The sequence below is a fragment of the Myxococcota bacterium genome, from assembly GCA_035498015.1.
Taxonomy (GTDB): Bacteria; Myxococcota_A; UBA9160; order SZUA-336; family SZUA-336; genus VGRW01.
In genome coordinates this window covers 1-21,540 of record DATKAO010000099.1, presented here as the reverse complement: position 1 = coordinate 21,540, position 21,540 = coordinate 1, and the positions used below count along the sequence as shown (strand labels likewise).

General features: G+C 67.5%; 18 protein-coding genes, 1 tRNA gene and 2 pseudogenes. 15 read left to right on the top strand and 6 right to left on the bottom strand.

The window, feature by feature from the left end:
* The first annotated feature begins 51 nt into the window (after nucleotides 1–51).
* The 4 genes and pseudogenes from VMR86_08625 to VMR86_08610 all read left to right on the top strand — a co-directional run bounded on the left by VMR86_08625 (nucleotide 52) and on the right by VMR86_08610 (nucleotide 2,384).
* Nucleotides 52–531 carry an isoprenylcysteine carboxylmethyltransferase family protein gene (locus VMR86_08625; protein ID HTO07108.1) on the top strand — a complete coding sequence of 160 codons (480 nt, stop codon included), beginning with the start codon at nucleotides 52–54 and terminating at the stop codon, nucleotides 529–531.
* 60 nt (nucleotides 532–591) lie between these two features.
* On the top strand, nucleotides 592–1,458 hold the full coding sequence (locus tag VMR86_08620) for an acyl-CoA dehydrogenase family protein (protein HTO07107.1): 867 nt from the start codon (nucleotides 592–594) through the stop codon (nucleotides 1,456–1,458).
* The gene (locus VMR86_08615; protein ID HTO07106.1) at nucleotides 1,355–1,744 is read left to right on the top strand and encodes a hypothetical protein; all 390 of its coding nucleotides are present in this window, start codon (nucleotides 1,355–1,357) and stop codon (nucleotides 1,742–1,744) included. Before VMR86_08620 ends, VMR86_08615 begins: the two co-directional genes overlap by 104 nt.
* 475 nt (nucleotides 1,745–2,219) lie before the next feature.
* Nucleotides 2,220–2,384: pseudogene (locus VMR86_08610) on the top strand (methionine adenosyltransferase).
* A 161-nt stretch (nucleotides 2,385–2,545) separates the two neighbouring features.
* On the opposite strand, the gene VMR86_08605 reads toward VMR86_08610, so the two are convergent.
* Nucleotides 2,546–3,370 (bottom strand): type VI secretion system tube protein Hcp, encoded by an 825-nt coding sequence (locus VMR86_08605; GenBank protein HTO07105.1) that lies wholly within the window; start codon nucleotides 3,368–3,370, stop codon nucleotides 2,546–2,548.
* A gap of 107 nt (nucleotides 3,371–3,477) precedes the next feature.
* Between VMR86_08605 and VMR86_08600 the strand changes: the two genes are divergently transcribed.
* The 5 genes and pseudogenes from VMR86_08600 to VMR86_08580 all read left to right on the top strand — a co-directional run bounded on the left by VMR86_08600 (nucleotide 3,478) and on the right by VMR86_08580 (nucleotide 6,955).
* Entirely contained in the window at nucleotides 3,478–4,245 is a 768-nt protein-coding gene (locus VMR86_08600; GenBank protein ID HTO07104.1) for a hypothetical protein, read from the top strand.
* 10 nt (nucleotides 4,246–4,255) lie between these two features.
* A complete protein-coding gene (locus VMR86_08595; GenBank protein ID HTO07103.1) occupies nucleotides 4,256–4,759 on the top strand; it encodes a gluconokinase in 504 nt (167 codons plus the stop codon).
* A 19-nt stretch (nucleotides 4,760–4,778) separates the two neighbouring features.
* Nucleotides 4,779–5,576 (top strand): annotated as a pseudogene (locus VMR86_08590) (alkaline phosphatase family protein).
* Nucleotides 5,543–6,379 (top strand): alkaline phosphatase family protein, encoded by an 837-nt coding sequence (locus VMR86_08585; GenBank protein ID HTO07102.1) that lies wholly within the window; start codon nucleotides 5,543–5,545, stop codon nucleotides 6,377–6,379. The pseudogene VMR86_08590 and the gene VMR86_08585 overlap by 34 nt, the downstream one beginning before the upstream one ends.
* Before the next feature lie 210 nt (nucleotides 6,380–6,589).
* Entirely contained in the window at nucleotides 6,590–6,955 is a 366-nt protein-coding gene (locus tag VMR86_08580) for a hypothetical protein (protein ID HTO07101.1), read from the top strand.
* 506 nt (nucleotides 6,956–7,461) lie between these two features.
* Here the strand turns inward: VMR86_08580 and VMR86_08575 are convergent.
* A complete protein-coding gene (locus tag VMR86_08575) occupies nucleotides 7,462–7,896 on the bottom strand; it encodes a hypothetical protein (protein ID HTO07100.1) in 435 nt (144 codons plus the stop codon).
* Nucleotides 7,897–8,288: 392 nt separating this feature from the next.
* Between VMR86_08575 and VMR86_08570 the strand changes: the two genes are divergently transcribed.
* Nucleotides 8,289–9,389, top strand: coding sequence for a glycoside hydrolase family 5 protein (locus VMR86_08570; GenBank protein ID HTO07099.1), 1,101 nt, complete (start codon nucleotides 8,289–8,291; stop codon nucleotides 9,387–9,389).
* A gap of 1 nt (nucleotide 9,390) precedes the next feature.
* Here the strand turns inward: VMR86_08570 and VMR86_08565 are convergent, their stop codons facing one another.
* Together VMR86_08565 and VMR86_08560 are read right to left on the bottom strand one after the other, a co-directional pair.
* Nucleotides 9,391–11,151: an ABC transporter ATP-binding protein/permease gene (locus tag VMR86_08565; protein HTO07098.1), complete on the bottom strand. Its 1,761-nt coding sequence runs from the start codon at nucleotides 11,149–11,151 to the stop codon at nucleotides 9,391–9,393.
* 190 nt (nucleotides 11,152–11,341) lie between these two features.
* Nucleotides 11,342–11,830 (bottom strand): outer membrane lipoprotein-sorting protein, encoded by a 489-nt coding sequence (locus VMR86_08560; protein HTO07097.1) that lies wholly within the window; start codon nucleotides 11,828–11,830, stop codon nucleotides 11,342–11,344.
* 421 nt (nucleotides 11,831–12,251) lie between these two features.
* Here VMR86_08560 and VMR86_08555 point away from each other — a divergent pair, with 421 nt between their 5' ends.
* From VMR86_08555 to VMR86_08545, 3 genes are all read left to right on the top strand, one after another.
* Complete coding sequence (locus VMR86_08555) at nucleotides 12,252–12,662, top strand: GFA family protein (protein ID HTO07096.1); 411 nt, start codon at nucleotides 12,252–12,254, stop codon at nucleotides 12,660–12,662.
* A 133-nt stretch (nucleotides 12,663–12,795) separates the two neighbouring features.
* Nucleotides 12,796–14,037, top strand: a complete 1,242-nt coding sequence (locus VMR86_08550) for a cytochrome P450 (GenBank protein ID HTO07095.1) — start codon at nucleotides 12,796–12,798, stop codon at nucleotides 14,035–14,037.
* Between the two features lie 9 nt (nucleotides 14,038–14,046).
* On the top strand, nucleotides 14,047–15,198 hold the full coding sequence (locus VMR86_08545; protein ID HTO07094.1) for a zinc-binding dehydrogenase: 1,152 nt from the start codon (nucleotides 14,047–14,049) through the stop codon (nucleotides 15,196–15,198).
* A gap of 297 nt (nucleotides 15,199–15,495) precedes the next feature.
* Here VMR86_08545 and fdhF read toward each other — a convergent pair whose 3' ends face one another.
* A complete protein-coding gene (fdhF, locus tag VMR86_08540) occupies nucleotides 15,496–18,162 on the bottom strand; it encodes a formate dehydrogenase subunit alpha (GenBank protein HTO07093.1) in 2,667 nt (888 codons plus the stop codon).
* Nucleotides 18,144–19,583 (bottom strand): NADH-ubiquinone oxidoreductase-F iron-sulfur binding region domain-containing protein, encoded by a 1,440-nt coding sequence (locus tag VMR86_08535; GenBank protein ID HTO07092.1) that lies wholly within the window; start codon nucleotides 19,581–19,583, stop codon nucleotides 18,144–18,146. The genes fdhF and VMR86_08535 overlap by 19 nt, the downstream gene beginning before the upstream one ends.
* A gap of 612 nt (nucleotides 19,584–20,195) precedes the next feature.
* On the opposite strand from VMR86_08535, the gene VMR86_08530 reads away from it, so the two are divergent.
* Entirely contained in the window at nucleotides 20,196–21,179 is a 984-nt protein-coding gene (locus VMR86_08530) for a hypothetical protein (protein HTO07091.1), read from the top strand.
* A gap of 112 nt (nucleotides 21,180–21,291) precedes the next feature.
* Nucleotides 21,292–21,364 (top strand) — tRNA-Lys (locus tag VMR86_08525).
* Nucleotides 21,365–21,540: the final 176 nt, after the last annotated feature.

Here is a 21,540-nt window from a genome sequence, read left to right as displayed (position 1 = left end):
GGCGCGGATGACCCGCCTGGCGTCTGTCGAGCAGCCGGTAGAATCCTTGCCATGAGCGAGTCGAAAAGCGTGCCGCCCGACCATCCAGGAGTCTGGTTCCCCCCGCCCTTGATCTACGTGCTGTTCTTCCTGGCGGGGCTGATGCTCGATCGCCTCGTGCCGCTCCCGCGACCGCCCGCCACGCTGGCCCGCGCGCTGGGCGCGCTGTTCGTCGCCGCATCGCTCGCGCTCGTGGCCTGGACCCTCCCGCGCTTCTGGTCCGGCGGGAACACCGTCGTGACCATCCGGCCGACCGTCTCGCTCGTCGTCGAGGGGCCGTTCCGCTTCACGCGCAACCCCATGTATCTCTCGCTCGTGCTCCTGTACGCGGGAGTGTCTTTGCTGCTCGGCCTGGTCTGGCCGCTGCTCCTCGGGCCCGGGCTCGTGTGGATCGTCGGCGAGTGGTGCATTGGCCCGGAGGAGCGCTATCTCGAGCGGAAGTTCGGAGACGAGTACCAGCGCTACCGCGCCCGCATCCGCCGCTGGATTTGAGACGCTGCGTTCGCCGGCGAGCGTTGACACATTGCGGTGTCGCGGTCCAACATCGCCGGCATGACGCTCGGCTCCGAAGAGATACTCGAGAGCGCGCGCGCCCTCGCGCCGGCGGTCGCCAAGCGTGGCGACGAGATCGCCAAGCTGCGGCGGTTGCCCGGCGACCTCGTCAGCGAGCTCAAGACCGCAGGCGCATTTCGCATGCCCATGCCCGCGGCGTGGGGCGGACCCGAGATGTCGCCGCGCGCGCAGAACGAGGTGGTCGAGATTCTCTCGGCTGCGGACGCTTCCGTGGGCTGGTGCGTGATGATCGGCTCCGACGCCGGCTTCTTCGGGTCCTTTCTCGACGAAGCCGTCGCGCGTGAGATCTACCCCGACCTCGACATGGTGACTGCCGGACTGGCCCACCCGGTCGGACGGGCCGTGCGTGTCCCCGGGGGTTACCGAGTCTCGGGGCGCTGGGCGTTCGGCAGCGGCTGCACGCACGCCGACGTGATGCTGGCCGGCTGCTTGATCCTCGACGGCGATCAGCCCGTGCTCGGCGCGAACGGCCTGCCCGAGTCACGCATGCTCCTGGCACCGTCCAGCGGCTTCGAGGTGCTCGACACCTGGCACACGACGGGGCTTGCGGGCAGCGGCAGTCACGACTACACGACTCACGACCTGTTCGTGCCGGAGGAGCACGGCTTCAGCCTTCGAGCCGCCCAAGCGCAAGGAGCCCCTCTATCAGTTCTCGGGCATGTTCATCACCAACATGCACGGCGTGGCATTGGGCATCGGCCGGCGCGCGATCGACGTCGTGCGCGCGCTCGCGGAGTCGAAGATGCTGATGCCCGAGATGACGTTGATGCGCAACGCGCCGCGCGTGCGCATCGGACTGGCACGCGCCGAGGGCATGCTGGGCGCGGCGCGCGCCTACACCTATGACACGATGGATCGCGTGTGGGAGGCGCTGCAGCGAGACGGCCGCTTGTCACGCGAGCTGCGTCTCCACCTGACGCTGTCGCGCATGGCCGCGTTCGACATGGCGCGCGACGTGGCGCAGCTCATGATCGACATCGCGGGCTCGAGCTCGATCTACGCGAGCTCGCCGCTCGACCGACTGCTGCGCGACGCGATCACGGTGCGCACGCACATCGCCGTCCAGAGCCGACTCATGGAAATGGTGGCGCCGCTCGTCGTTGGTGAGGATCCGTTCTTTCCGTTCCTGTAAGAGCGCCTATCTCGTCGTGCTCCTGGCGCTCGCGCCTTCGGGCGGCGTCGCCGTCGGACAGCTTGCCGTGGTGGGGGCGCGCAGCGGGGCGAGCTGGGGCGGCGGGGCACTCCGGTGAGTCATCCACGCTCCCCTGAACCCGGGGCGAACTCCCGGCTTCCCCCGATGCCCGGGAGGAGCGGCCCGATCGATGCTGGGGGCATTCGGGCCGTCGGGCCGGGCGTCGGGTGGCGGGCGGAACGACGTGCCTCTCTGAGCTGGAGCCAGGACCGTGGAACGCGAGCCCTACTTGGTGCTGGCCTCGAGCCCCGCGGAGCGCAAGGCGCGCTCCGTCGAGCAGCCGCGGCCCGGAGACGCGCCCGGTGAGCGCGCGCTGCCCCTCCAGCTGGACGCTCGGCGAGCTGGTCGCGATCCCGCGTGGCGCAGGCGGCCGGCGCGGCGGAGCTCGGCTTCGAGCCGGCGCTCGAGGTGATGCGACGACGGAGAGGTCGGCCGCGGCAACCGCGTGAACGGCCTGATCACGCCCCAGCGGCCGATGACCCTCGAGGCCGCCTCCGGCAAGAATCCCGTGACACACGTGGGAAAGCTCTACGGCTGGGCCGCGCCGCGCATCGCGCAGGAGCTCGTAGATCGGATCGACGCTGCGCACGCCCGACGGCGCGCTGCCCGAGCCCCTTCGCGCCCAAGCCGAGGACATCGCCCGCGCCGAGCTGGCCCGCCTGAAGGGGCCGTGGTGCCAGGAGTGGCTCGCTCGTACGGAGTGAGTGCCTGAGACACTCCTGCCGCCCGAGCCGCGCGACTCTAGCTCGGGCGACTTCTCCGCCGAACCGCAGCCACGAGAACCCCGGCTGCGAGCAGCGCCGCGCTGCCAGGCTCCGGCACGACGTTCGCGTCGGTCGCCGAGAAGGAGATCGTCTCTCCGGGCACCGGACCGCTGTCATCGCCCACGATGCTCGAAATGAGCGCCTGGTCGAACACGATCGAGAAGTCCGGCTGGGTCTGGGCCGTGATGTCCGTATACACGAGCAGTGAGGCGTTGGCGAAGGCGGAGCCGTTCGCGAACGCGGCGGCCAGCGCAGGCGAGGTCGCGTCGACGGCCCGGTGAACCGAGAAAACGTTGTCGGTGATGGTGAGTGAGTCGATCGGAATCACGCCCGGCCGGCCCGGCGGAGACCCCGACCCGCCCGTGCCGGGCAGCGCGAGATACAGATAGGTCGCGGGCGAGGCGAACTGAAACGAGACGTTCTCTGAGGGCTGCGAGTTGAACGTCCCGGTCTGGATGCTGCTCACGATGATGTCGTGGAGCAGGATCTTCTCGTACGGCTCGCTCGTCGTGATCGGCTGTTTGAAGAAGGCAATCTCTCCGTCCGTGCTCGTGCCCTGGAGGAGGGCCTGCTGCAGCGACGACGAGGTCGAGTCGATGATCTGCGTCTCGGAGAACGTGTGCGAGCCCAGCGAGAGCGAGCGGACCAAGGTGGCATCGGGCAGGCCGGGCGGCTGCGACTCACCGGTCACCCCATCGAGCTTCAGGTAGCTGGTGTAGCCGGCACGCGCGAAACGCGCCGTACCACAGAGAACGACGGCCAGAAGCAGCCCGGTGAGCGCGATGATGCGGCGCGCGTTCATGAAAGATCCCCTCCCGTCGAGACCCCAGTCTACACCGGGCGGTGGAGCCCGGGATGAGCGGGCACTCATCGAAGACGCCGCGCTACGATCTGACCGGGGGTTAGGCCATGGTCTTGCTGGCGCATCGTCCGCTGCTCCTGTTCGTCGTCTCGTTCGTCGGCCTCTGGCTCGCGGCCTGGGTGGGGGCGGCCCTGTTCCGGCGCCTGCGGCCGGAGATCGACTCACAGCGCGAGGACTACGGCGTGGTGCAGAGCGCCGTGCTGACCCTCCTGGCGCTGATCGTGGGCTTCACGTTCTCGATGGCGGTGACTCGCTACGACCAGCGCAAGAACCTGGAGGAGGAGGAGGCCAACGCCATCGGCACGGAGTATCTGCGGGTGGACATGCTGCCCGCGGCCGATGCCCAGAAAGCGCGCGCGCTGCTCGTGGCCTATCTCGATCAGCGCATCCTCTACTACACGACGCGCAACGATCAGGAGCTCGCGCGAACCATCGACCGGACCGCCCAGCTGCAGAACGACCTGTGGTCGGCCGTTGCACCGGCGGCCCGCGCCCAGCAGACCCCCGTGATGACGGCCGTCGTCATGGGCATGAACGACGTGCTGAACTCACAGGGCTACACCACCGCGGCGTGGTTGAACCGGATTCCGGACGGTGCCTGGGACCTGCTCGGGGCCATCGCGGTGTGCGCCATGATGGTGGTCGGCGCGGGCGCGCACGAGAGCAGGGTTCGGTTCGCCCTGTTCATGATCCTGCCGCTCGTGCTCAGCATCTCGCTCTTCATGATCGCCGACATCGACGCCCCCCGGCGCGGAGTCATCCGCGTGATGCCGATGAATCTCGAGATCCTGCAGCAGTCACTGGCGTCGCACTGATGGAGCATCGATGGTCATCGTCACGATGGGTGTGTCGGGGGCGGGCAAGTCCACGCTCGGGCGAGCGCTGGCCCGGAAGCTCGGCTTCCACTTCGAGGAAGGCGACGACTGGCACGACCCGACGAGCGTCGAGAAGATGCGCCGGGGTGAGTCGCTCAGCGACGAAGACCGGCAGCCCTGGCTCGAGCGACTGAATCGAGCGATCCGCGAGTGGGTCGCCTCGAAACGAGGCGTCGTCCTCGCATGCTCCGCGCTGCGGCGCTCTCACCGGCAGGTGCTCCGCTCGGGGCTCCCTGACCCGACCCAGCTCCGGTTCGTCTTCCTCGACGGGAGCCGCGAGGAGATCGAACGACGGCTCCGCGCGCGCGCAGGTCACTTCATGCCTGTAGCGCTCCTGTCCAGCCAGCTCGAGACCCTCGAGCCACCGGATCCCGGCGAGGCGATTCGCCTCCGAGTCGGCACCCCCGTCGACCGAGCAGTCGAAGCGGCAATCGACGAGCTCGGCTCATGCTGACCGAATTCGCTGCCCCAGGATGGCGATGCAGCTTCGCAACTTCTTCGCAGCCCTCTCTACCGCCCTGGCGATCGGCTTCTCGATGCTCGCGTTCGGCCTGTCCGCGACGATCGCGCGCGCCGACGCCGACCTGCACAAGGTGAATCACATCATCATCGTGATGCAGGAGAACCGCTCCTTCGATCACTACTTCGGGGCGCTGCCCTACGTGCCCGGAGGCCCGTATCACGGTGGCCTCGGCTTCTGCCCCAAGAACGACCATCGCTGCGTCGATGGGCTCTCCTGCAGGGTCGACTCGCAAGGCGGCTTCCGCTGCGCGAATGCGAACCTCGACGACGACGGCAGCATCGTCCACTCGTTTCACGAGCAGAGCTTCTGCGTCGGGCCCGATCTCGACCATTCGTGGAAAGGGAGTCACAAGGAGCTCTTCTTCGAGCATCCGGCACTCACACGCTTCTTCAGCCCCGCCGATGGGTTCGTGCGCCAGAACGACGCCACCACCGAGGGGCAGCCCGACGGTGGCGTCGAAACCCCCACCGACGACGACACGATGGGCTTCTACACTCAGGACGATCTCCCGTTCTACTACGCGCTGGCGCAGACCTTCGCGATCGACGACCGCTACTTCTGCTCGGTCATCGGGCAGACCTTCCCGAACCGGTCGTATCTCATGGCCGCGACCTCGTTCGGGCACCTCACGACCTCCGAGATCACGCCGCCGCCCGAGGGCTACAAGCCGATCACGGGCACGATCATGGACCTGCTCGACTCGAACGGCGTGTCTTGGGTGGACTACTTCGCGGAGATCCCCCAGTCGTTCACCTTCCGCCCGTCCGCGTTCCCCTTCGTGACTCCACACACTCAGCCGCTCTCGGCGTTCCTGGCGCAGGCGCGGACGGCACGCTGCCGGCGGTCTCCTTCGTCGATCCGATCTTCGGAATCATCTTCGGCGGCGCCGCGGAAAACGACGAGCATCCGCCCACCGACGTCAGGAAGGGCGAGGGCTTCGTCTCGACCGTCGTCAACGCGGTGCGGAACGGCCCGAACTGGCAGGACTCGATCATCTTCATCGTGTACGACGAGCACGGCGGCTTCTACGACCACGTCGCCCCGCCGCGGGCGCGACAGGGCAAGCACACCGATGCCCGCAATCCCGACGGCATCGATCCCGGCCTGTGCGCCGACCTGTCGAACCCACCCGCCAGCACGCAGCCGGGCGGCGGCGCGAACTGCAGCGTAGTGAGTCCGGCCGAGGCACTCGCCATCTGCCCGACCTTCACCACGACCGGACCCTATCCGCCCGAGTGCGCCAACTTCGACCAGCTCGGCGTCCGCGTGCCGTTCATCGCCGTCTCACCGTTTTCGAAGCCGCACTACGTCTCGCACACGGTCGGCGACCACGCCTCGCTCCTGGCGCTGATCGAGAAGCGCTTCCTCAGCAACAACCAGGGCAACGGCGAATCACACATCCAACATCTGACTGCGCGCGATGGCAGCGCCGACACGCTCGAGGACATGTTCAACTTCTCGCACCCGCCCTCCCTCGACGCGGTGGTTCCAACGGCGCCGGGCGCGAGCCCGTCGGATCCAGGCTGTCCGTTCGTCTCGCCGGGGACGTAGCCGGTCAACGTGCTCTTGGCGTTGCCCAGGGGCCCATCGGAGTGAGCTCGGAGGGTGAGTCGAACGGCCGCGGCCGGCGTCTTCATCGCTGAAGGACGTGTCGGACAGCGGCGTGCCCCGAGCCGGAACCGGGGCGTAGCAGGAGCGACTCTTGACGCACACACTTGCGCGACGAGACTAGGGTCGTCGGGCTTTCAGAGGAGCGAGGTCATGGCGACTCAACGTGCAAGAAGCTCGGTCTCACGCGGCCGCAGCGGCGCCTACGGCGAGATCAAGCGCGGCGTGCAGCACCTGGAGAGGTCGATCGGCGAGATCCAGAAGGGTCTGCGCGATGCGGAGCGCGCGATCGAGGCCGACGCGCGGCAGCGTATCCGCGCGCTGCGCAAGGATGCGAGCGCCGAGCTCGCGGCTCTACGGCGCCGGCACCGCGATGTCGCGCGCATTCTCGACAGGCTGTCGGCCGCGGCCGAGGGATCCTGGAAGCAGATGAAGAGGTCGGCGGACGCGGTGCTCGGCGAGGCCGTCGGCACCGCGGCGTCGCTCGTGAAGCGCCTGAACAAGTCGCTGCCGCGCTGAGAAGTGACTCGTGCGCTCGTGGCCGTCTTCTGCGCAGTCAGCTTCTCCAGCGGCTGTTCGCCCGCTGCGAGAGGGCGCGGAACATCGTTTCCGCCCAGCGTCCCGTATGTGCTGCTTTCTCGTAAGGTCTCTTAGGCATACGACTCACCGCGCCGCGTTGGAGTAGACGCGGGAAGTTGCAGTGGCCCTCAGCCGCCGCTCGGAAGGCCGAGGTGACCGACGCTGGCGGCTCCGTACGCTCCGCCCGTCGCGATGGAGTTCGCGAAGATCGAGTGACTCAAGGCGGCGCCGGAGGTCTCACCGTAGACATCGTTGAGCCCCGGGGCTACGAGACTGACGTCGAAGCAGGGATAACTCCCGCCCACACAGCCGCTGGCACATACCCCAGCCCGGAGACTCGCGCTTCGGCCCGGCCGAACCAGTCACGCAGAGGTTTCGTGTGATCCCCGCTGGTGGACCCTCAGACACCACGGAGGGCCACGGTGAGGCCCATCCCGGAAGCGTGGCTAACGGTCGGGCGGCGGCTCGTACGGAAAGAGCGGCGCGGGCGACGCAGGTGGCGTTGCCGTAAGAATGAAGCTGTAGCTCCCGGTCGACGCGTAGGCGGTGCTCGGGCTCGTGTTGACGCTAGCGGAGACCAAGACTGTGTACTGGTGCCCGGCCACGAGCGCGCCTGTGCTGCTGAACTGCCCGGCAGCGCTCGTCTCGAAGACGAACACGTTCCCCGCGGTGACGTCGATCAGCTGAGCGATCGTGCTGGTCGTGCTCGGTCCAGAGCTCGAGCCACCAGACAGCTGTCCCGTGAACGAGTAGGTCGCAGCGGCATCGGCGATGAAGCTGATCGAGAAACGCGAGATCGAGCTCACTGCGTTTGGATGTCCCCCGAGACTCGCCGCGCCGGATCCCGTCATCGAGGTCGTGCCGACCTGGGAGTCCTGCATAGAGGTGTTCCCGGCGTCGCCAGTGACGGAGCCGCTGAAGGGGGCGAACGAGCTCGGTGGGCTCTGAGTCGGCCCGAAGATCTGGCACTGGGGCGGCGCAGGGGGCGGGGCGAGAAAACAAGTCTGTTGCATGATTCCGACGATTCGCGCATCGGACTGAAGGGTCAGCGCGGCCGCCGTACCGCTCGATCCCGCAACCCCCAACAGAAGACAGAACGCCGTGACTCCAGCGGACCACATATCGAGCTCCCTCCTAGAGGGATTCGAGTCTGTTCGAGCCGGGGGGAGCGCACATCTCCCATATGGGGTACGTCCGCTGGGGCGACCCCGATTCGGGCACAATGGCTCCATGACCGAGACGGAGTTCGCGGCCCGAGCTGAGCCCGACCGCCGTGCCTGATCCCCGCCCCGTCCGCGGAGTGAATCTCGGCGGCTGGCTCGTGCTCGAGAAATGGATGAAGCCGAGCCTGTTCGCAGGGCTCGCGGCCACGGACGAGACGACTTGGTGCGCCGAGCTCGGCCGCGAGGCGGCGCCGCGCCTGCGCGCTCACTGGGACACGTTCATCACGCGCGACGACTTCGCGTGGCTCGCGGGGGTGGGGATCGACGCGGTCCGGATCCCGGTCGGTCACTGGGTGCTCGGGCCGCCCGTGCCCTACCACCCGAAGTATGGGAAGGACCCGTTCCCGTTCGTCGAGGGCGGGATCGACGTGCTCGATCGCGCGCTCGCCTGGGCGGACGAGCTCGGGCTGCGCGTCGTGCTCGACCTGCACGCCGCGGCGGGCTGCCAGAACGGGTTCGACAACGGCGGGCTCCAGGATGTGTGTGACTGGCACAGACGGCCCGAGTACGTGGCTCACTCGATAGAGCTCCTCGGGCGGCTGGCCCGACGCTACGGCTCGAGTCCGAGTCTCTGGGCGGTCCAGGTGCTGAATGAGCCGCGCTGGGACATTCCGACCGACTTCCTCGAGGACTTCTACCGGCGCGCGTACGACGCCGTCCGTGCTCACTGCGCACACGAGCGCGTCGCGGTGATGTTCCACGACGGCTTCCGCCCGCGCAGCGAGTATCTCGGCTTCTTCGACCCGGCCAGGTTCCAGAACGTCCTCTACGACGTGCACCGCTACCAGTGCTTCGATCCGGAGAGCCAGGCGCTCGACGTGCCCGGACACGTCGCAGCGGCCGCAAGCTGGCGCGACGAAGGAGAGCGGGTCCTGCGCGACCTGGGCGTGCCCGCGATCGCAGGCGAGTGGAGCCTGGGCTTCGACCCCGACGGCTTCACGCGCTCGTGGGAGCGTCCACCCGGCCACCCGCTCGGCGGCATGGACGCGTTCCAGGAAGACACGGCCTATCGCGCCTATGCAGCGGCGCAGCTCCTCGCCTTCGAACGCTTTCGGGGCTGGTTCTTCTGGAGTTACCGCACCGAGACCACGCCGCCCTGGTGCTTCCGCGAGTGCGTCGAGCGTGGCTGGCTGCCTGCGCGCTACTCGTGAGTCACGCAGAGCGGTGAGCCGGGGGCCGGCGCAGCACGAGCCGGTCATGGTGGAATCGCTCGAGCCCCGGGCTCGAGCGGATGGTGAGAAACGCGAGGTCCGGCAGCTCGCGGTGCAGCATCTCGAACATGAGCTGCTCACCACGCGGGTGGAAGGCGTTGGTCGCATCCTGAGTGACGATCCAGGCGGGGCGCTTCAGCAGCGCGCGCGCGAAGGCCAGCCGCTGCTGCTCGCGCAACGGGAGGATGCGCTCCCACTGGCCCACCTTGTCGAGGCGGCGCGCGAGCCACAGGATGCCGGCGCACTCGAGCGCGTGGCGAAGCGCCTTGTCATCGAATACGCTGGGCGGGCTCGGATAGCACAGCGCCTGGCGCAGGCTGCCCTCGGGCAGGAACGGCCGCTGCGGTATCAGCAGCACGCCGCGGTCCTTGTCGCGCGGCAGAAGCACGCGGCCACGGCCCCACGGCCAGAGACCGGCAATCACCTTGAAGAGGGTGCTCGTCACCGTCGAGTCACCCGTGACGAGCAGTCGCTTCCCGCGCCCAAGCTCCGCCGAGAGACCTTCCAGGAGCACCTCCCCCGACGGCTCGGCGATGGACAGGTCCTCGATCGCCAGGCGTCGTTCGGACGATGGACTGACCACGATCCGCGCCGCGCTGGGGGCGCGCGCCTCCGAATCCAATCGCTCCAGGTCCTGGTGCAGCGCCAGCACGCGACCCGCCGCGGTGCGGCAGCTCGCGAGCTCGCCAAGGTTGTCGACCGGCCAGGAGAGCGCTCCCGTGAGGCGCTGGAACGCCTGGGCAGCCTGCATCAGCGCGCCCAGCGTCATGAAGCCTGCGATGTAGCGTGGCGCCGCGACGAGCAGCGGGAACACGGGCAGGAGCCCACCGTAGCCGGTCGAGAACGACACGAGCCCCATGTAGGCGAGTGACTGGCGGTCCCAGCTCCGGATGATCTCCGCGAAGCGCGTGCTCGCGCGTGCGCGCTCGCCCGGCTCGCCGCGCACGAGCGCGATCGCTTCGGAGTGCTCGCGCGCGCTTGCCAGCCCGAAGCGGAAGTCCGCCTCCGCGGTCTGCAGGGCGTTCGTCGAGCGCACGAGCGGGCGCCCGAGCCACCAACCCAGCGCGCTGCCCACGCCCGCGTACAGGAACGCGAGCGGCACCATGAAGCCGGGCACCTGGATCGTGGTGCCACTCACCGTGGCGGGGCCCGAGACCGACCAGAGGATCTCGACGAACAGCCCGAGAGTGAGCACCGAGTAGACCAGCGTGTGCGCGAGCGCGACCGCGCTCTCGGTCGCGATGCGGATGTCTTCCGCGATGCGCTGGTCCGGGTTGTCGTGCGCGGCCGGCGCGAGGAGCAGGCGGTAGTGCCGTCCGCCTTCCATCCAGCGACCTACGAGCTTCAGCGTGAGCCACTCGCGCCAGCCGAGCTGCAGCCAGCGCTTGACCATGAGGTGCGCCGCGGTGACTGCGATCGAGGCCGCGAAGATCGCTGCGAACACGGCCACCTGCACGAGCACCCGGCTCACCGAGCGCGCCTCCAGCGCGTCGAAGAAGTCGCGGTTCCAGTAGTTGCCCCAGACGGTGATGCCCACCTGCCCGCCGGTCAGGATCAGAAGCAAGAAGGTCACACCGCGCACGCGTAGCTTTTGCTCGGAGCTCCAGTAGGGCGTGGCCAGCCGGAGTACTTCGCGCAGGAAGCCAGCCGAAGTGAGGCGCGGAGTCCCGCTCGCGCGCCTGGGCGTTGGCTCGGCCGTCATGAGAGTCCCGAGAGTCTGGCGCGTGCCGGCTGAGGAAGCGAGCGGGGAAGGTCGCTTTGCGGTCTTCGCATTCGATGACGGACCAGACGTCCCATTCGGGAGCCAGGACGTTCGGCGGCTCGTCGGCGCGCTGCGCGTTGATCTCGGCGGTGATTCGCTGGATGCCGAGCGCGGCGCGGGTGCCGTGGGCCTAGCGGCAGTAGCGGCCGAGCTCGCCGACTTCGAGCTCGCCTTGCGATACCAGCTTCCCGTCGATCTCCGACGAGGTGATGTCGAGCTGTGTCTGCGTGCCTTCCGTGAGATCGCGGAGAGTGATTCGCCCGGGATAGGACAGACCGTCCTTCGTCACGATGCGGTCGAGGTCGGCCTTCAGGACGCGGCGCACCCGCTCCTGATCGCCATAGACCCAAGTCTTCACTTTGGTGTAGGAGCCGCGAATCGGGTCACGCGGGGTCGACACCAGCACGAACGATGGGTGCCCTTCGCGAGTTTCGTCGGACAGGCGTTTCGATTCCTCGGTGCGATTCAGACTCATGAAGCGCTCGAAGTCGTCGAACGTGAAGTTCGTTCCGAACACTCCCGCGCCGAGGCCGTCACCCCTGATCTGCTTCGGCACCGCGACGGTTTCGGTATACATGTAGGTGGTGGGCAGACCGCGGTCGTTCTCGAGTGCGACCACTTGGGTCGTAGGCCACCGCGGTGAGCGCAGTGCGCTGGAACGTGCGCCGCGGGTGGTCGTCGGGAAGATCAGCCGGCGGCACTTCGATCCACGGCGTGCCGCGCACTCCGAGAAGTGCCCCACCTTGGCGAGTGACTCGCACTCGAGGCGGAGCGACTCGATCACCTCGGGGCGCAGGAACCCCGGAAGAACGGCCATCCCCCACTCGGAGCGCTCCTCACGGGACGCGCATCACTGCAACAGCATACCCAGAGGCAGGGTACCGCGGAGAGGCCGGGCTACCTATCCTCGCTCAACACGAAAGCTCGCCCCGGGTGGAGTTCTCGAGACGGAGACTCGCGGACAGTCCCGTTGATCCATCACAATCCGCGTGAAAAGAGGTTCGCCATCGATATGACCCACCGAACTCGAGAGCGACACAATGAAGGTTGATGGAAGTTGTCACTGTGGGAGCGTCGCATACGAGGCCGAGATCGATCCTGATCGCGTCGTCATTTGCCATTGCACCGATTGCCAGACCTTCTCGAGCGCACCGTATCGAGTGAGCGTCATTCGAGTGCGACCGCAGGACCTGCGGCTGCGGGGTAGTCCGAAGACCTACATCAAGACAGGAGGAAGCGGTCGGAAGATCCTGCTCGCGTTCTGTGGAGATTGTGGTACGTCGCTCTATTCGACGCGGGCGGAGACACCGGAGACGTTCAATCTACGCATCGGCGCCATCAAGCAACGTCGTGAGCTGATACCGAGAGCACAAGGATTCTGTCGCTCTGCAATGCCATGGGCGATGAACATTGACGGCATCCGCAAGATCCCAGATCCGCTTCAGTCCTGATCGCCTGTGCTTCGCCTCCACATCGGTCTTGGCGGATAATTGCGTCTGCGCTCGGGCCAGCGGGTCTTCCAGCGGGTTCGGCCAGGGCGCAGGTTGGCGACGCCGGAAAGCCCGCATCGAATGAGGAGCTGTGATGAATCAGGCCAACGTGGATCCCTACTCCGTCCCCCTCGACAAGATCGACGTCTCGGACGCGGAGCTCTTCGAAACAGACACGCTGTGGGGGTACTTCGAGCGCCTGCGCGCGGAAGATCCCGTCCACTACTACGCACAGGGCGAGTGGGGGCCGTTTTGGTCGATCACGAGACACGCCGACGTCGTCACGGTCGAGAAGGACCCCGAGGTGTTCTCCTCCGCGCGCAGCATCGTGCTCCAGGATCCCGAGCCCGACTTCCCGCTCGAAGCGGGCTTCATCACGATGGACGGGGCGAGGCACGACGCGCATCGCAAAGTCGTTCAGCCCGTCGCTGCGCCCCGCAACCTCGCCCGGCTCGAGCCACTGATTCGCGAGCGCGCGATCGAGATCCTGGCTGGGCTTCCCGTCGGCGAGACCTTCGACTGGGTCGACCGCGTCTCGATCGAGCTCACCACCGGCATGCTAGCGACCTTGTTCGACTTTCCCTGGGAGGAGCGCCGCAGGCTGACACGCTGGTCTGACATCACGACTGCCGACCCGGAGATCGACGTCTCGATCGTCGGCACCGAGGAGCAGCGCCGCGCCGAGCTGATGGAGTGCTTGGAGACATTCACCAAGCTGTGGAAGCAGCGCGAGGGAAAGGTCGGGGAGCGCCTGGACTTCGTGACTGCGCTCGCGAACTCGGAGGAGACGCGCGGGCTCACGCCGCTCGAGTATCTCGGGACGCTGATTCTCTTGATCGTCGGCGGGAACGACACCACGCGGAACTCGATTTCGGGTGGCGTCGTCGCGCTGAACCAGTTCCCGGACCAGTATCAGAAGCTGCGAGACGACCCGAGCCTGATCACCAACATGGTGAGCGAGATCATCCGCTGGCAGACACCGCTTGCATACATGCGGCGCACTGCGACGCGCGACGTGGAGCTCGGCGGGAAGAGGATCCGCAAGGGCGACAAGGTTGCCATGTGGTACGTGTCCGCGAACCGCGACGAGTCTGTGTTCGAGGCGCCGAACGAGCTCCGCATCGATCGCAAGAACGCGCGGCAACACCTGTCGTTCGGGCTCGGCGTCCACTTCTGCATGGGCAGCCGCCTGGCCGAGATGCAGCTGCGCGTGCTGTGGGAGGAGGTGCTGAAGCGATTCCGTACCGTGGAGCTGGTCGGCAAGCCGGTGCGCGTGCGCAACAGCTTCGTGAAGGGCTACAGCCACTTGCCCGTACGTCTTCACAAGTGGTCTTGAGGGTCGGCCATGTCGAGTGACACAACGGGGCTCCAGCTCCGGTCGACGGTGAAGACGGGCGGAATCCTCGAGCTGTCGCTGGCGCGTGTGGCGACGCCGGAGCCCAAGCCCGACGAAGTCGTGGTCCGGATCGACGCCAGCCCCATCAACCCGTCGGATCTGGGCTTGCTGTTTGGAGGCGCCGACATGACGACGGCGAAGCTGTCGGGCGCGGCGCCGCACCTGGTGGTCACTGCGAGCATCCCTCCCGCGGTGCTGAGCAGCGTCGCGGGACGTATCGATCAGTCGATGCCGGTCGGAAACGAGGGCGCCGGCGTCGTGGTGCGTGCGGGAGCCTCCGACGAAGCCCGGGCGCTCATGGGAAAGACCGTGGCGGTGCTCGGCGGGGCCATGTACTCGCAGTATCGCACCCTCAACGCGAGTCAGTGTCTGCTGTTGCCTCCCGGGACCAGGCCTGCGGAGGGCGCCTCGTGCTTCGTGAATCCGCTGACTGCCCTCGGCATGGTGGAGACCATGCGCGCGGAAGGTCACTCCGCGCTCGTCCACACGGCCGCGGCTTCGAACCTCGGCCAGATGCTGGTCAAGCTCTGCACCAAAGATGGGATCCCACTCGTCAACATCGTGCGTCGTGCGGAGCACGTCGAGATCCTGAGAAAGCTCGGCGCCAAGCACGTGCTGACGTCCGGAACGCCGACCTTCATGGACGAGCTCACGGAAGCTCTCGTCTCCACTGGCGCCACGCTCGCGTTCGATGCGATCGGCGGCGGCGCCCTCGCAAGCCAGATCCTCTCATGCATGGAAGCCGCGGCCACGCGCGCGGCAAAGGAATACAGCCGCTACGGCTCCACCAGGCACAAGCAGCTCTACGTGTACGGCCGATTGGACCGCGGCCCGACCGAACTGACCCGCGACTTCGGCATGGCCTGGGGAATCGGCGGCTGGCTGCTCACGGCGTTCATGCAGAAGATCGGTCCGGCACCGGCGCAGAAGCTCCGCGAGCGTGTCGCAGCGGAGATCAAGACCACCTTCGCCAGTCACTACGACAAGGAGGTCTCGCTCGTGGACGCGCTGCGCCTGGAGGAGATCGCCGTGTACGGCAAGCAAGCCACGGGAAAGAAGTATCTGATCAATCCCAACAAAGGGCTGGTCGAGGTCGACTGAGCCTCGGCTGGCGCGCGCTCAGGCGCCCGCCGGAAGCCGGCCGTATCTCACGCGCTTCAGGAGCTCCGAGCTGTCCGTCCCCGGCTTCGTGTCGTACGCAAGCAACGCCACATACCGCGGCCGCGGGCCCGCGATCGGCGACACCCGGTAGAGTGACTTCCGCCCCTCGAACACCATGAACGCCCGTGTGACTTCGAGTGCGTGCCGCTGCTGCGGCGCGACGGCGACGAGCGCTACGACCTGGTGCGCGAGGTGATGGAAGGCTGGCCGAAGGCCGAGCCAACGCAGGCCGGCCGCTCATCCGCTGGCACGCCGGAGATCGACGGCGGTCCTCTTGTACTCCGGCGTGTGCGTGACCGAGTCCCGCTGGGAGCTGGTCACTCGATTCAAGAAGACCTCCCCGCTTTGGAACGTGGCGAACACTTCGCCAGGGCTCACCTCGTCGGTCACGCGGATCGAGATCGTCGCCTCACCGTCCTGGCTGCGGACGACGACGCGATCGCCGGATTGCAGCCCGAGCCGATCCGCATCCTCGGGCGCGATGGCGAGCTCGTCGCGGGGCTGAAGCACGATGTTCAGGGTCCGCCCGGTCATCGTCCCGGCGTTGAACTGGTACAGCCTTCGCCCGGTGACCAGGACGAACGGGTACTGGGCCGTCGGCCGTTCGGCTGCGCCTCGATACTCGACTCGGCGCAGGGCGGCGCGTGCTCCGCTCGCAAACGTCCCCTGGTGAAGGATCTGCGTCCCGGGGTGATCCTCGGACGGGCAGGGCCACTGCAAACCGCCTCGCTCGATGCGCTGATAGCTGATGCCTGCTCCGGCCTTCCAGACGCGACGCACCTCTTCCCAGATCTCTTCCGCGGACGCGAACGTGAATCCGTGCGGACGACCGATCGCTGCCGCCAGCGCGCAGAGAATCTGCCAGTCCGCGCGTGCTCCTTCGGGAGGCGGAAGCGCGCGCCGTACGCGCTGGATGCGGCGCTCCGAGTTCATGAACGTGCCGTCCTTCTCGAAGGACGACGCCGCGGGAAGAAAGACCGTCCCTACCTGGCGCGCGGTCTCGCTCAGGAACATGTCCTGAACGACGAGCAGATCGAGCTGCGACAGCGCCTCCAGTGTCTCGTTGGCGTTTGGATTGGTGAGCAGAACGTCGTACCCGATGGCGTAGAGCGCCTTCAGCCGGCCCGCGCGCGCCGCGTCCATCATTTCCATCAGATCGAGCCCCTGGCTGCTGGGGATCGGCGCGCCCCAGACTGCCTCGACCTGCGCCCGACCGGACTCGATGGGGGCGTAGCCCGCAAGGTGGCGGGGGTCGCAGCCCATGTGAGCCGCTCCTTGAACGTTGTTCTGCCCTCGCAAGGGGTTCAAGCCAGTTCCGGGCCGCCCGACGTTTCCCGTGAGGAGTGCCAGATTGACGAGAGCCATCACCGTGTCGGTTCCCTGGACGTGCTCCGTCAGACCAAGCCCGTGAAAGCACATCGACGGCTTTTCGGTGGCGTACATCCGGGCAGCGCGGCGGATGAGATCCGCATCGGCCCCGCACTCCTCGGCCGTGCGCTCCGGAGTCCAGGGAGCAACGAAGCTCTCGAATTCCTCGAGTCCGTCGACTCGGGCGGCGAGGAAGTCCGCATCGACGAGATGCTCGTGGAGCAGGGTCCAGGCCAGGGCGTGGAGCAACGGAATGTCGGTTCCGGCCCTGAGTCGAAGGTGAATGTCCGCGATCTCCGCCAGCTCGGTGCGGCGAGGGTCGACGACGATCAGACGGGCGCCGCGCCGCGCCGCTTGTCGGATTCGGGCGCCCACGACGGGGTGGTTCTCGGTGGCATTCGACCCGAACACCACGAGTGTTCGGGCGAGCTCGATGTCGTCGAAGGAATTGGTGGAGGCGCCGGTACCCAGCATGGAGCGGAGCGCCGCCGCGCTCGGCGCGTGACAGACGCGAGCACAGGAGTCCACGTTGTTGGTTCCGACGACCGCCCGCGCGAACTTCTGCGCGAGGTAGTTCTCCTCGTTCGTGGCCCGTGCGGATCCGAGCACGCCGATGGAATCGGGGCCATACGTCGCGCGGAGCTGCTTCAACCGGTCGGCGACGTGCTGAACGGCCTCGTCCCACGTCACCGGGCGCCACGAGTCACCCTCGCGAATCATCGGCGTGGTGATGCGATCCGCCGCTTCACCGAACCGGAACGCGTATCGTCCCTTCACGCACAGGTGGCCCTTGTTCACCGGCGCGTCGAGAACGGGACGCACCTGGACCAACCGGCCGTTCCGCGTTCCGACGTTCATCTCGCACCCGACGCCGCAGTAGGGGCAGGTCGTCCGGGTCCACGTCGAAGCGGCGCCGAGCTCGAGCAGCGTGTGGTCGACGAGCGCCCCCGAGGGACAGCTGTCGGCGCATGCTCCGCAGCTCACGCACGAGCTCTCGAGGAGTGTGGTGCCCGAGTCAGGACGAATCCGGGTGTCGGCGCCGCGGTTCCACACGCGCCAGGTGAACTGGCCCTGCAGGTCGTTGCAAATCCGTTCGCAGCGGTAGCAATAGATGCACCGCGACATGTCCACCCGGATGTAGGGGTGTGCCTCGTCCGAACGATCCGGGTCCGTTCGGCCTTTGAGCTCGCCCTCGAGGCCATGGGCGCGAACCTCGGCCAGGAACGCGTTGTCGCCTACCGGGGCGTCCGACGGGTAGCTCCATGCGAGCAGGCGCAGCAGCGTCGATCGCTCGTGCTCCAGCGCGGGCGTGTGGGTCTCGATCTCCATTCCGTCGACGACGGGCGTCGTGCAGGCGGCGACAGGTCGAGACGCTCCTCGCAACTCCACGACACACAGACGACAGGCGCCGACTGGAGCCAACCGCGGGTCGTGGCAGAGGTGGGGCACATGAACTCCCGCACGCTCGAGTGCGGTCAGGAGCGTGACGCCTGGCTCGACTTGCCGGGGCTCCCCATTCACGACGAGGCGAAGCATGCGAGGAGCTCCTCTCGGTAGTAGCGGAGAATGCTGTCAGCGAATTCGGCGAGGCCGCTTCCATGCCCGCACAAGCTGGTGCGGCCGAGCGCCGACACGAGGTCCTCGAACGTCGCAAGGTCCCAAGGTACGTCGGTGTCCGAGGCCCGCGTCATTCGCTCGATGTGCCGCGCTCCCAGCCGGCACGGAGTGCAGCGGCCGCAAGACTCGTACGCCCCGAACGAGAACACGTGGTGCATCAGGTCCGCGATGGAGGTGTCTTCGTCGAAGGCGATGACTCCCCCGTGGCCCACCGATGCGCCGGCCGCACGCATCTCCTCGAACGCCAGGGGGACGTCGAGCTGGCCGGGTGGAAGCACGCCGGCGAGCGGGCCGCCGATCAGCACGCCTCGCAGGGTTCCCCGGGCCAGGCCCCCACCCACCTCTTCGACGACGTGGCGCACGGGGATGCCGAGCTCCACCTCGTAGAGCCCGGGCCTGGCGAAGAGCGAATTGAGCGAGAGGACCTTCGTCCCGCGGCTCTCGGAGAAGCCCATGGAGGCGTACGCGTGCGCCCCGTGGCCGAGGATCCATGGGAGGTTGGCGAGTGTCTCGACATTGTTCACCACGGTCGGTGCCCCGAAGAGGCCTCGCTCGCTCGGGTGCGGTGGGCGACTGCGGACGAACGGGCGAACGCCCTCGATGGAATGGAGGAGCGCGGTCTCCTCGCCGCAGACGTAGCTTCCCTCGCCGACCACGAGATCGACGTCGAAGCGGAACCCTCGGTGCAGTACGTCCTCTCCGAGGAAGCCAGCTGCGCGGGCATCCTCGAGCGCGGTCCCGAGGCGGGTCAGCGCGTCGGGGTATTCGCGGCGGAGGTAGATGAAGCCCCGCGTCGCCTGCGTTGCGTAGGCGGCGATCGACAAGCCTTCCAGCGCCGCGTGCGGATCGTCCTCGAGCAGGATGCGGTCGATGTACGCGCCGGGATCCCCCTCATCGGCGTTCATCACGACGTACTTCGCGACCGCGCACTGTGCCGCAAGCGATCGAAGCTTCCGCCCGGTGGGGAAGCCCGCGCCGCCGCGACCGCGCAAGCCCGATGCCTCGATCTCTGCAATGACTCGGTCCGGCGGCATGTCCAGTGCGCGCGCGAGCGAGCGGTAGCCGCCCGCCGCCGTGTAGCGAGCCAGCGTAGGAGCGCCGCCCGCCGCGATGCGCTCGAGAACGACCGGCCGTGCGGTGCGGACTCCGATGATGGGTCGCTCGGTCGTCTCGAACGCCGAGGGGGACGCGTAGCACTTGCCGATGCAGTAGACGCGGGGCTCAGCAGCCGATGTCGTCGACCAGCGCTCCGCGTTGCGGTGCCGCGCGACGAAGCAGGCCGTTCCGGCGCAGGCCCTCCCCGCGAGTGACGCACCGCGGAGATGGTAGAAGGACGCCACGTCGGGAGTCGCGCTGGATCTGCGTACCACCAGCAAACCTTAGGGGACGGGGGACGCCGGTCGCTAGCCGAACCCGTTCATGGTCAAGTGTTCCAACGCGCGTCTCGCCGTGTTCTATCCTCAGTCCTCGCCGAGCGCCGAGCTCTTGGAGAAGTCGCCGTGGCTCCCAAAGGGTCGCGACCAAGTGGAAGAGGGCGCGTGCGCGACCAACCCGTGCGAGCGACTTGCCGTCACATCTGCCCGGAGACCGGGTCGCGAAGCCTCACCGGAATCGAAGCTCCAAGGCGGCAGGAGTTGCCTCGGGGAGGTGTTGATGAGGGTGCGCCGTGACTCGAGCGGACCACATATCGAGCTCCCTCCTAGAGGGATTCGAGTCTGTTCGAGCCGGGGGGCGCGCACATCTCCCATATGGGGTATCCGCTGGGGCGACTCCGATTCGGGCACAATGGCTCCATGACCGAGACGGAGTTCGCGGCTCTCGTTGCGTCGATCTACGAGTCAGCGCTCGATCCAGGGTGCTGGGGCGCGACTCTCTCGTCGCTGTGCTCGAGTCTCGGTGCCGAGGCTGCGGTGCTCGGCTTCAGCAACTCGCGCGGCCAGAGCGGTGTCTCCGTGATCCACAATCTCGACCCGGAGTACAACCAGCTCTGGCTCGACGAGTTCCAGGGCGAGGATCCTTGGAGCCGAGTTTCCGGGACTCCCGCGCTCGGCACCACATTCTGCGGTGACGAGATCGTGCCCTGGGACGAGCTTCGCCGGCTCGAGGTCCACCGCGGGGCCTTCGCGCGCGTGCACTGGGACAGCATTCTTTGCGGCGTCGTGAAGAGTGACGGCACGAAGTGTGACTATCTGACGGTCGCGCGCAGTCATCAGCGTGGACCCTTCCAACCGGCGGAGGAGAGACTCATGCGCCGGCTCGTACCGCACATGGTGCGCGCGCGGGAAATGCACGAGCGCTTGAGCCCGCTGATCACCCGGGGAAACGCATGGCCGGTGTTGGTGGATCAGCTGCCCTACGGGATCGCCCTGGTCGACTCCGAGGGCGGAGTGCACGCCTGCAACGCCGCCGCGAAGGCGATCCTGTCCGCCGCCGATGGCTTCACCGTGCGCCGCGGAAGGCTCGAGGCCGCCATGCACGACGCGACCCGTCGACTTCACCACGCGATCCTGCGCGCCTCCGCGACCTCGCCGGTTCCTTCGGCCACCGTGCTCGCTCTGCCCCGACTCTCTGGCCGTCGGCCGTATCAGGTCCTCATCGCGCCGATCGCCGGCGCCCAGCCGCGCTCGCTCTTCGGTCCGCAGATCGTTGCGCTGGCGGTAATCTGCGATCCGGAAGCGCCACTGACTGCGCGGGCGACGGCGCTCGAATCACTTTTCGACCTGACGCCCGCACTCGCGCGCCTGACCGCCGCGCTCGCCTCGGGCCGAAGCATCGCGGAGTATGCCAACGAGGCCCAGGTCTCCGAAGGAACTCTGCGGCACCAGCTCAAAGAAATCTTCCGCCGCACCGGAACTCACCGGCAGACCGAGCTGGTGGCTCTGGTGCTCTCGAGCATCGCCAGCCTGAGCGGTGGGCTGCCGAGCTCACGCGGCTGAGTCATACGGGCGGCCAGCCCGAGTGATCTCGATCCGGGGTTGGAGCGGCTCCCCGGCCACGCGGCCAATCCCAGTTGGGCGGCCCCATCTCGCGGGCTACCCTTCCGCCCACGGGCCCTTAGCTCAGCTGGCAGAGCAGTGGACTTTTAATCCATCGGTCCCCGGTTCGATCCCGGGAGGGCCCACGAAGAAAGTCCTTCCAGATCGGGCAGATAGGACTGTAGCTCGCTAGCGCATGAAACGGCAAGTTGGACCAAAAGTCTGAGTTCTTGGTCCAAGCTCAACTTAGACGCCCCTAGACTAGGCGCCCGCCCGCTTCGCAATCCCTGCCCACCCCTCCAAGTCCCGGCCATTTTCGTTC

Excerpts from the sequence above, each read along its gene's own strand:
- VMR86_08565 (HTO07098.1), bottom strand. The coding sequence starts at position 11,151 with ATGACGGCCGAGCCAACGCCCAGGCGCGCGAGCGGGACTCCGCGCCTC.
- fdhF (HTO07093.1), bottom strand. The coding sequence starts at position 18,162 with ATGCTTCGCCTCGTCGTGAATGGGGAGCCCCGGCAAGTCGAGCCAGGC.
- VMR86_08595 (HTO07103.1), top strand. The coding sequence starts at position 4,256 with ATGGTCATCGTCACGATGGGTGTGTCGGGGGCGGGCAAGTCCACGCTC.
- VMR86_08600 (HTO07104.1), top strand. The coding sequence starts at position 3,478 with ATGGTCTTGCTGGCGCATCGTCCGCTGCTCCTGTTCGTCGTCTCGTTC.
- VMR86_08615 (HTO07106.1), top strand. The coding sequence starts at position 1,355 with ATGCTGATGCCCGAGATGACGTTGATGCGCAACGCGCCGCGCGTGCGC.
- VMR86_08575 (HTO07100.1), bottom strand. The coding sequence starts at position 7,896 with ATGCAGGACTCCCAGGTCGGCACGACCTCGATGACGGGATCCGGCGCG.
- VMR86_08605 (HTO07105.1), bottom strand. The coding sequence starts at position 3,370 with ATGAACGCGCGCCGCATCATCGCGCTCACCGGGCTGCTTCTGGCCGTC.
- VMR86_08545 (HTO07094.1), top strand. The coding sequence starts at position 14,047 with ATGTCGAGTGACACAACGGGGCTCCAGCTCCGGTCGACGGTGAAGACG.
- VMR86_08550 (HTO07095.1), top strand. The coding sequence starts at position 12,796 with ATGAATCAGGCCAACGTGGATCCCTACTCCGTCCCCCTCGACAAGATC.
- VMR86_08620 (HTO07107.1), top strand. The coding sequence starts at position 592 with ATGACGCTCGGCTCCGAAGAGATACTCGAGAGCGCGCGCGCCCTCGCG.
- VMR86_08580 (HTO07101.1), top strand. The coding sequence starts at position 6,590 with ATGGCGACTCAACGTGCAAGAAGCTCGGTCTCACGCGGCCGCAGCGGC.
- VMR86_08625 (HTO07108.1), top strand. The coding sequence starts at position 52 with ATGAGCGAGTCGAAAAGCGTGCCGCCCGACCATCCAGGAGTCTGGTTC.
- VMR86_08555 (HTO07096.1), top strand. The coding sequence starts at position 12,252 with ATGAAGGTTGATGGAAGTTGTCACTGTGGGAGCGTCGCATACGAGGCC.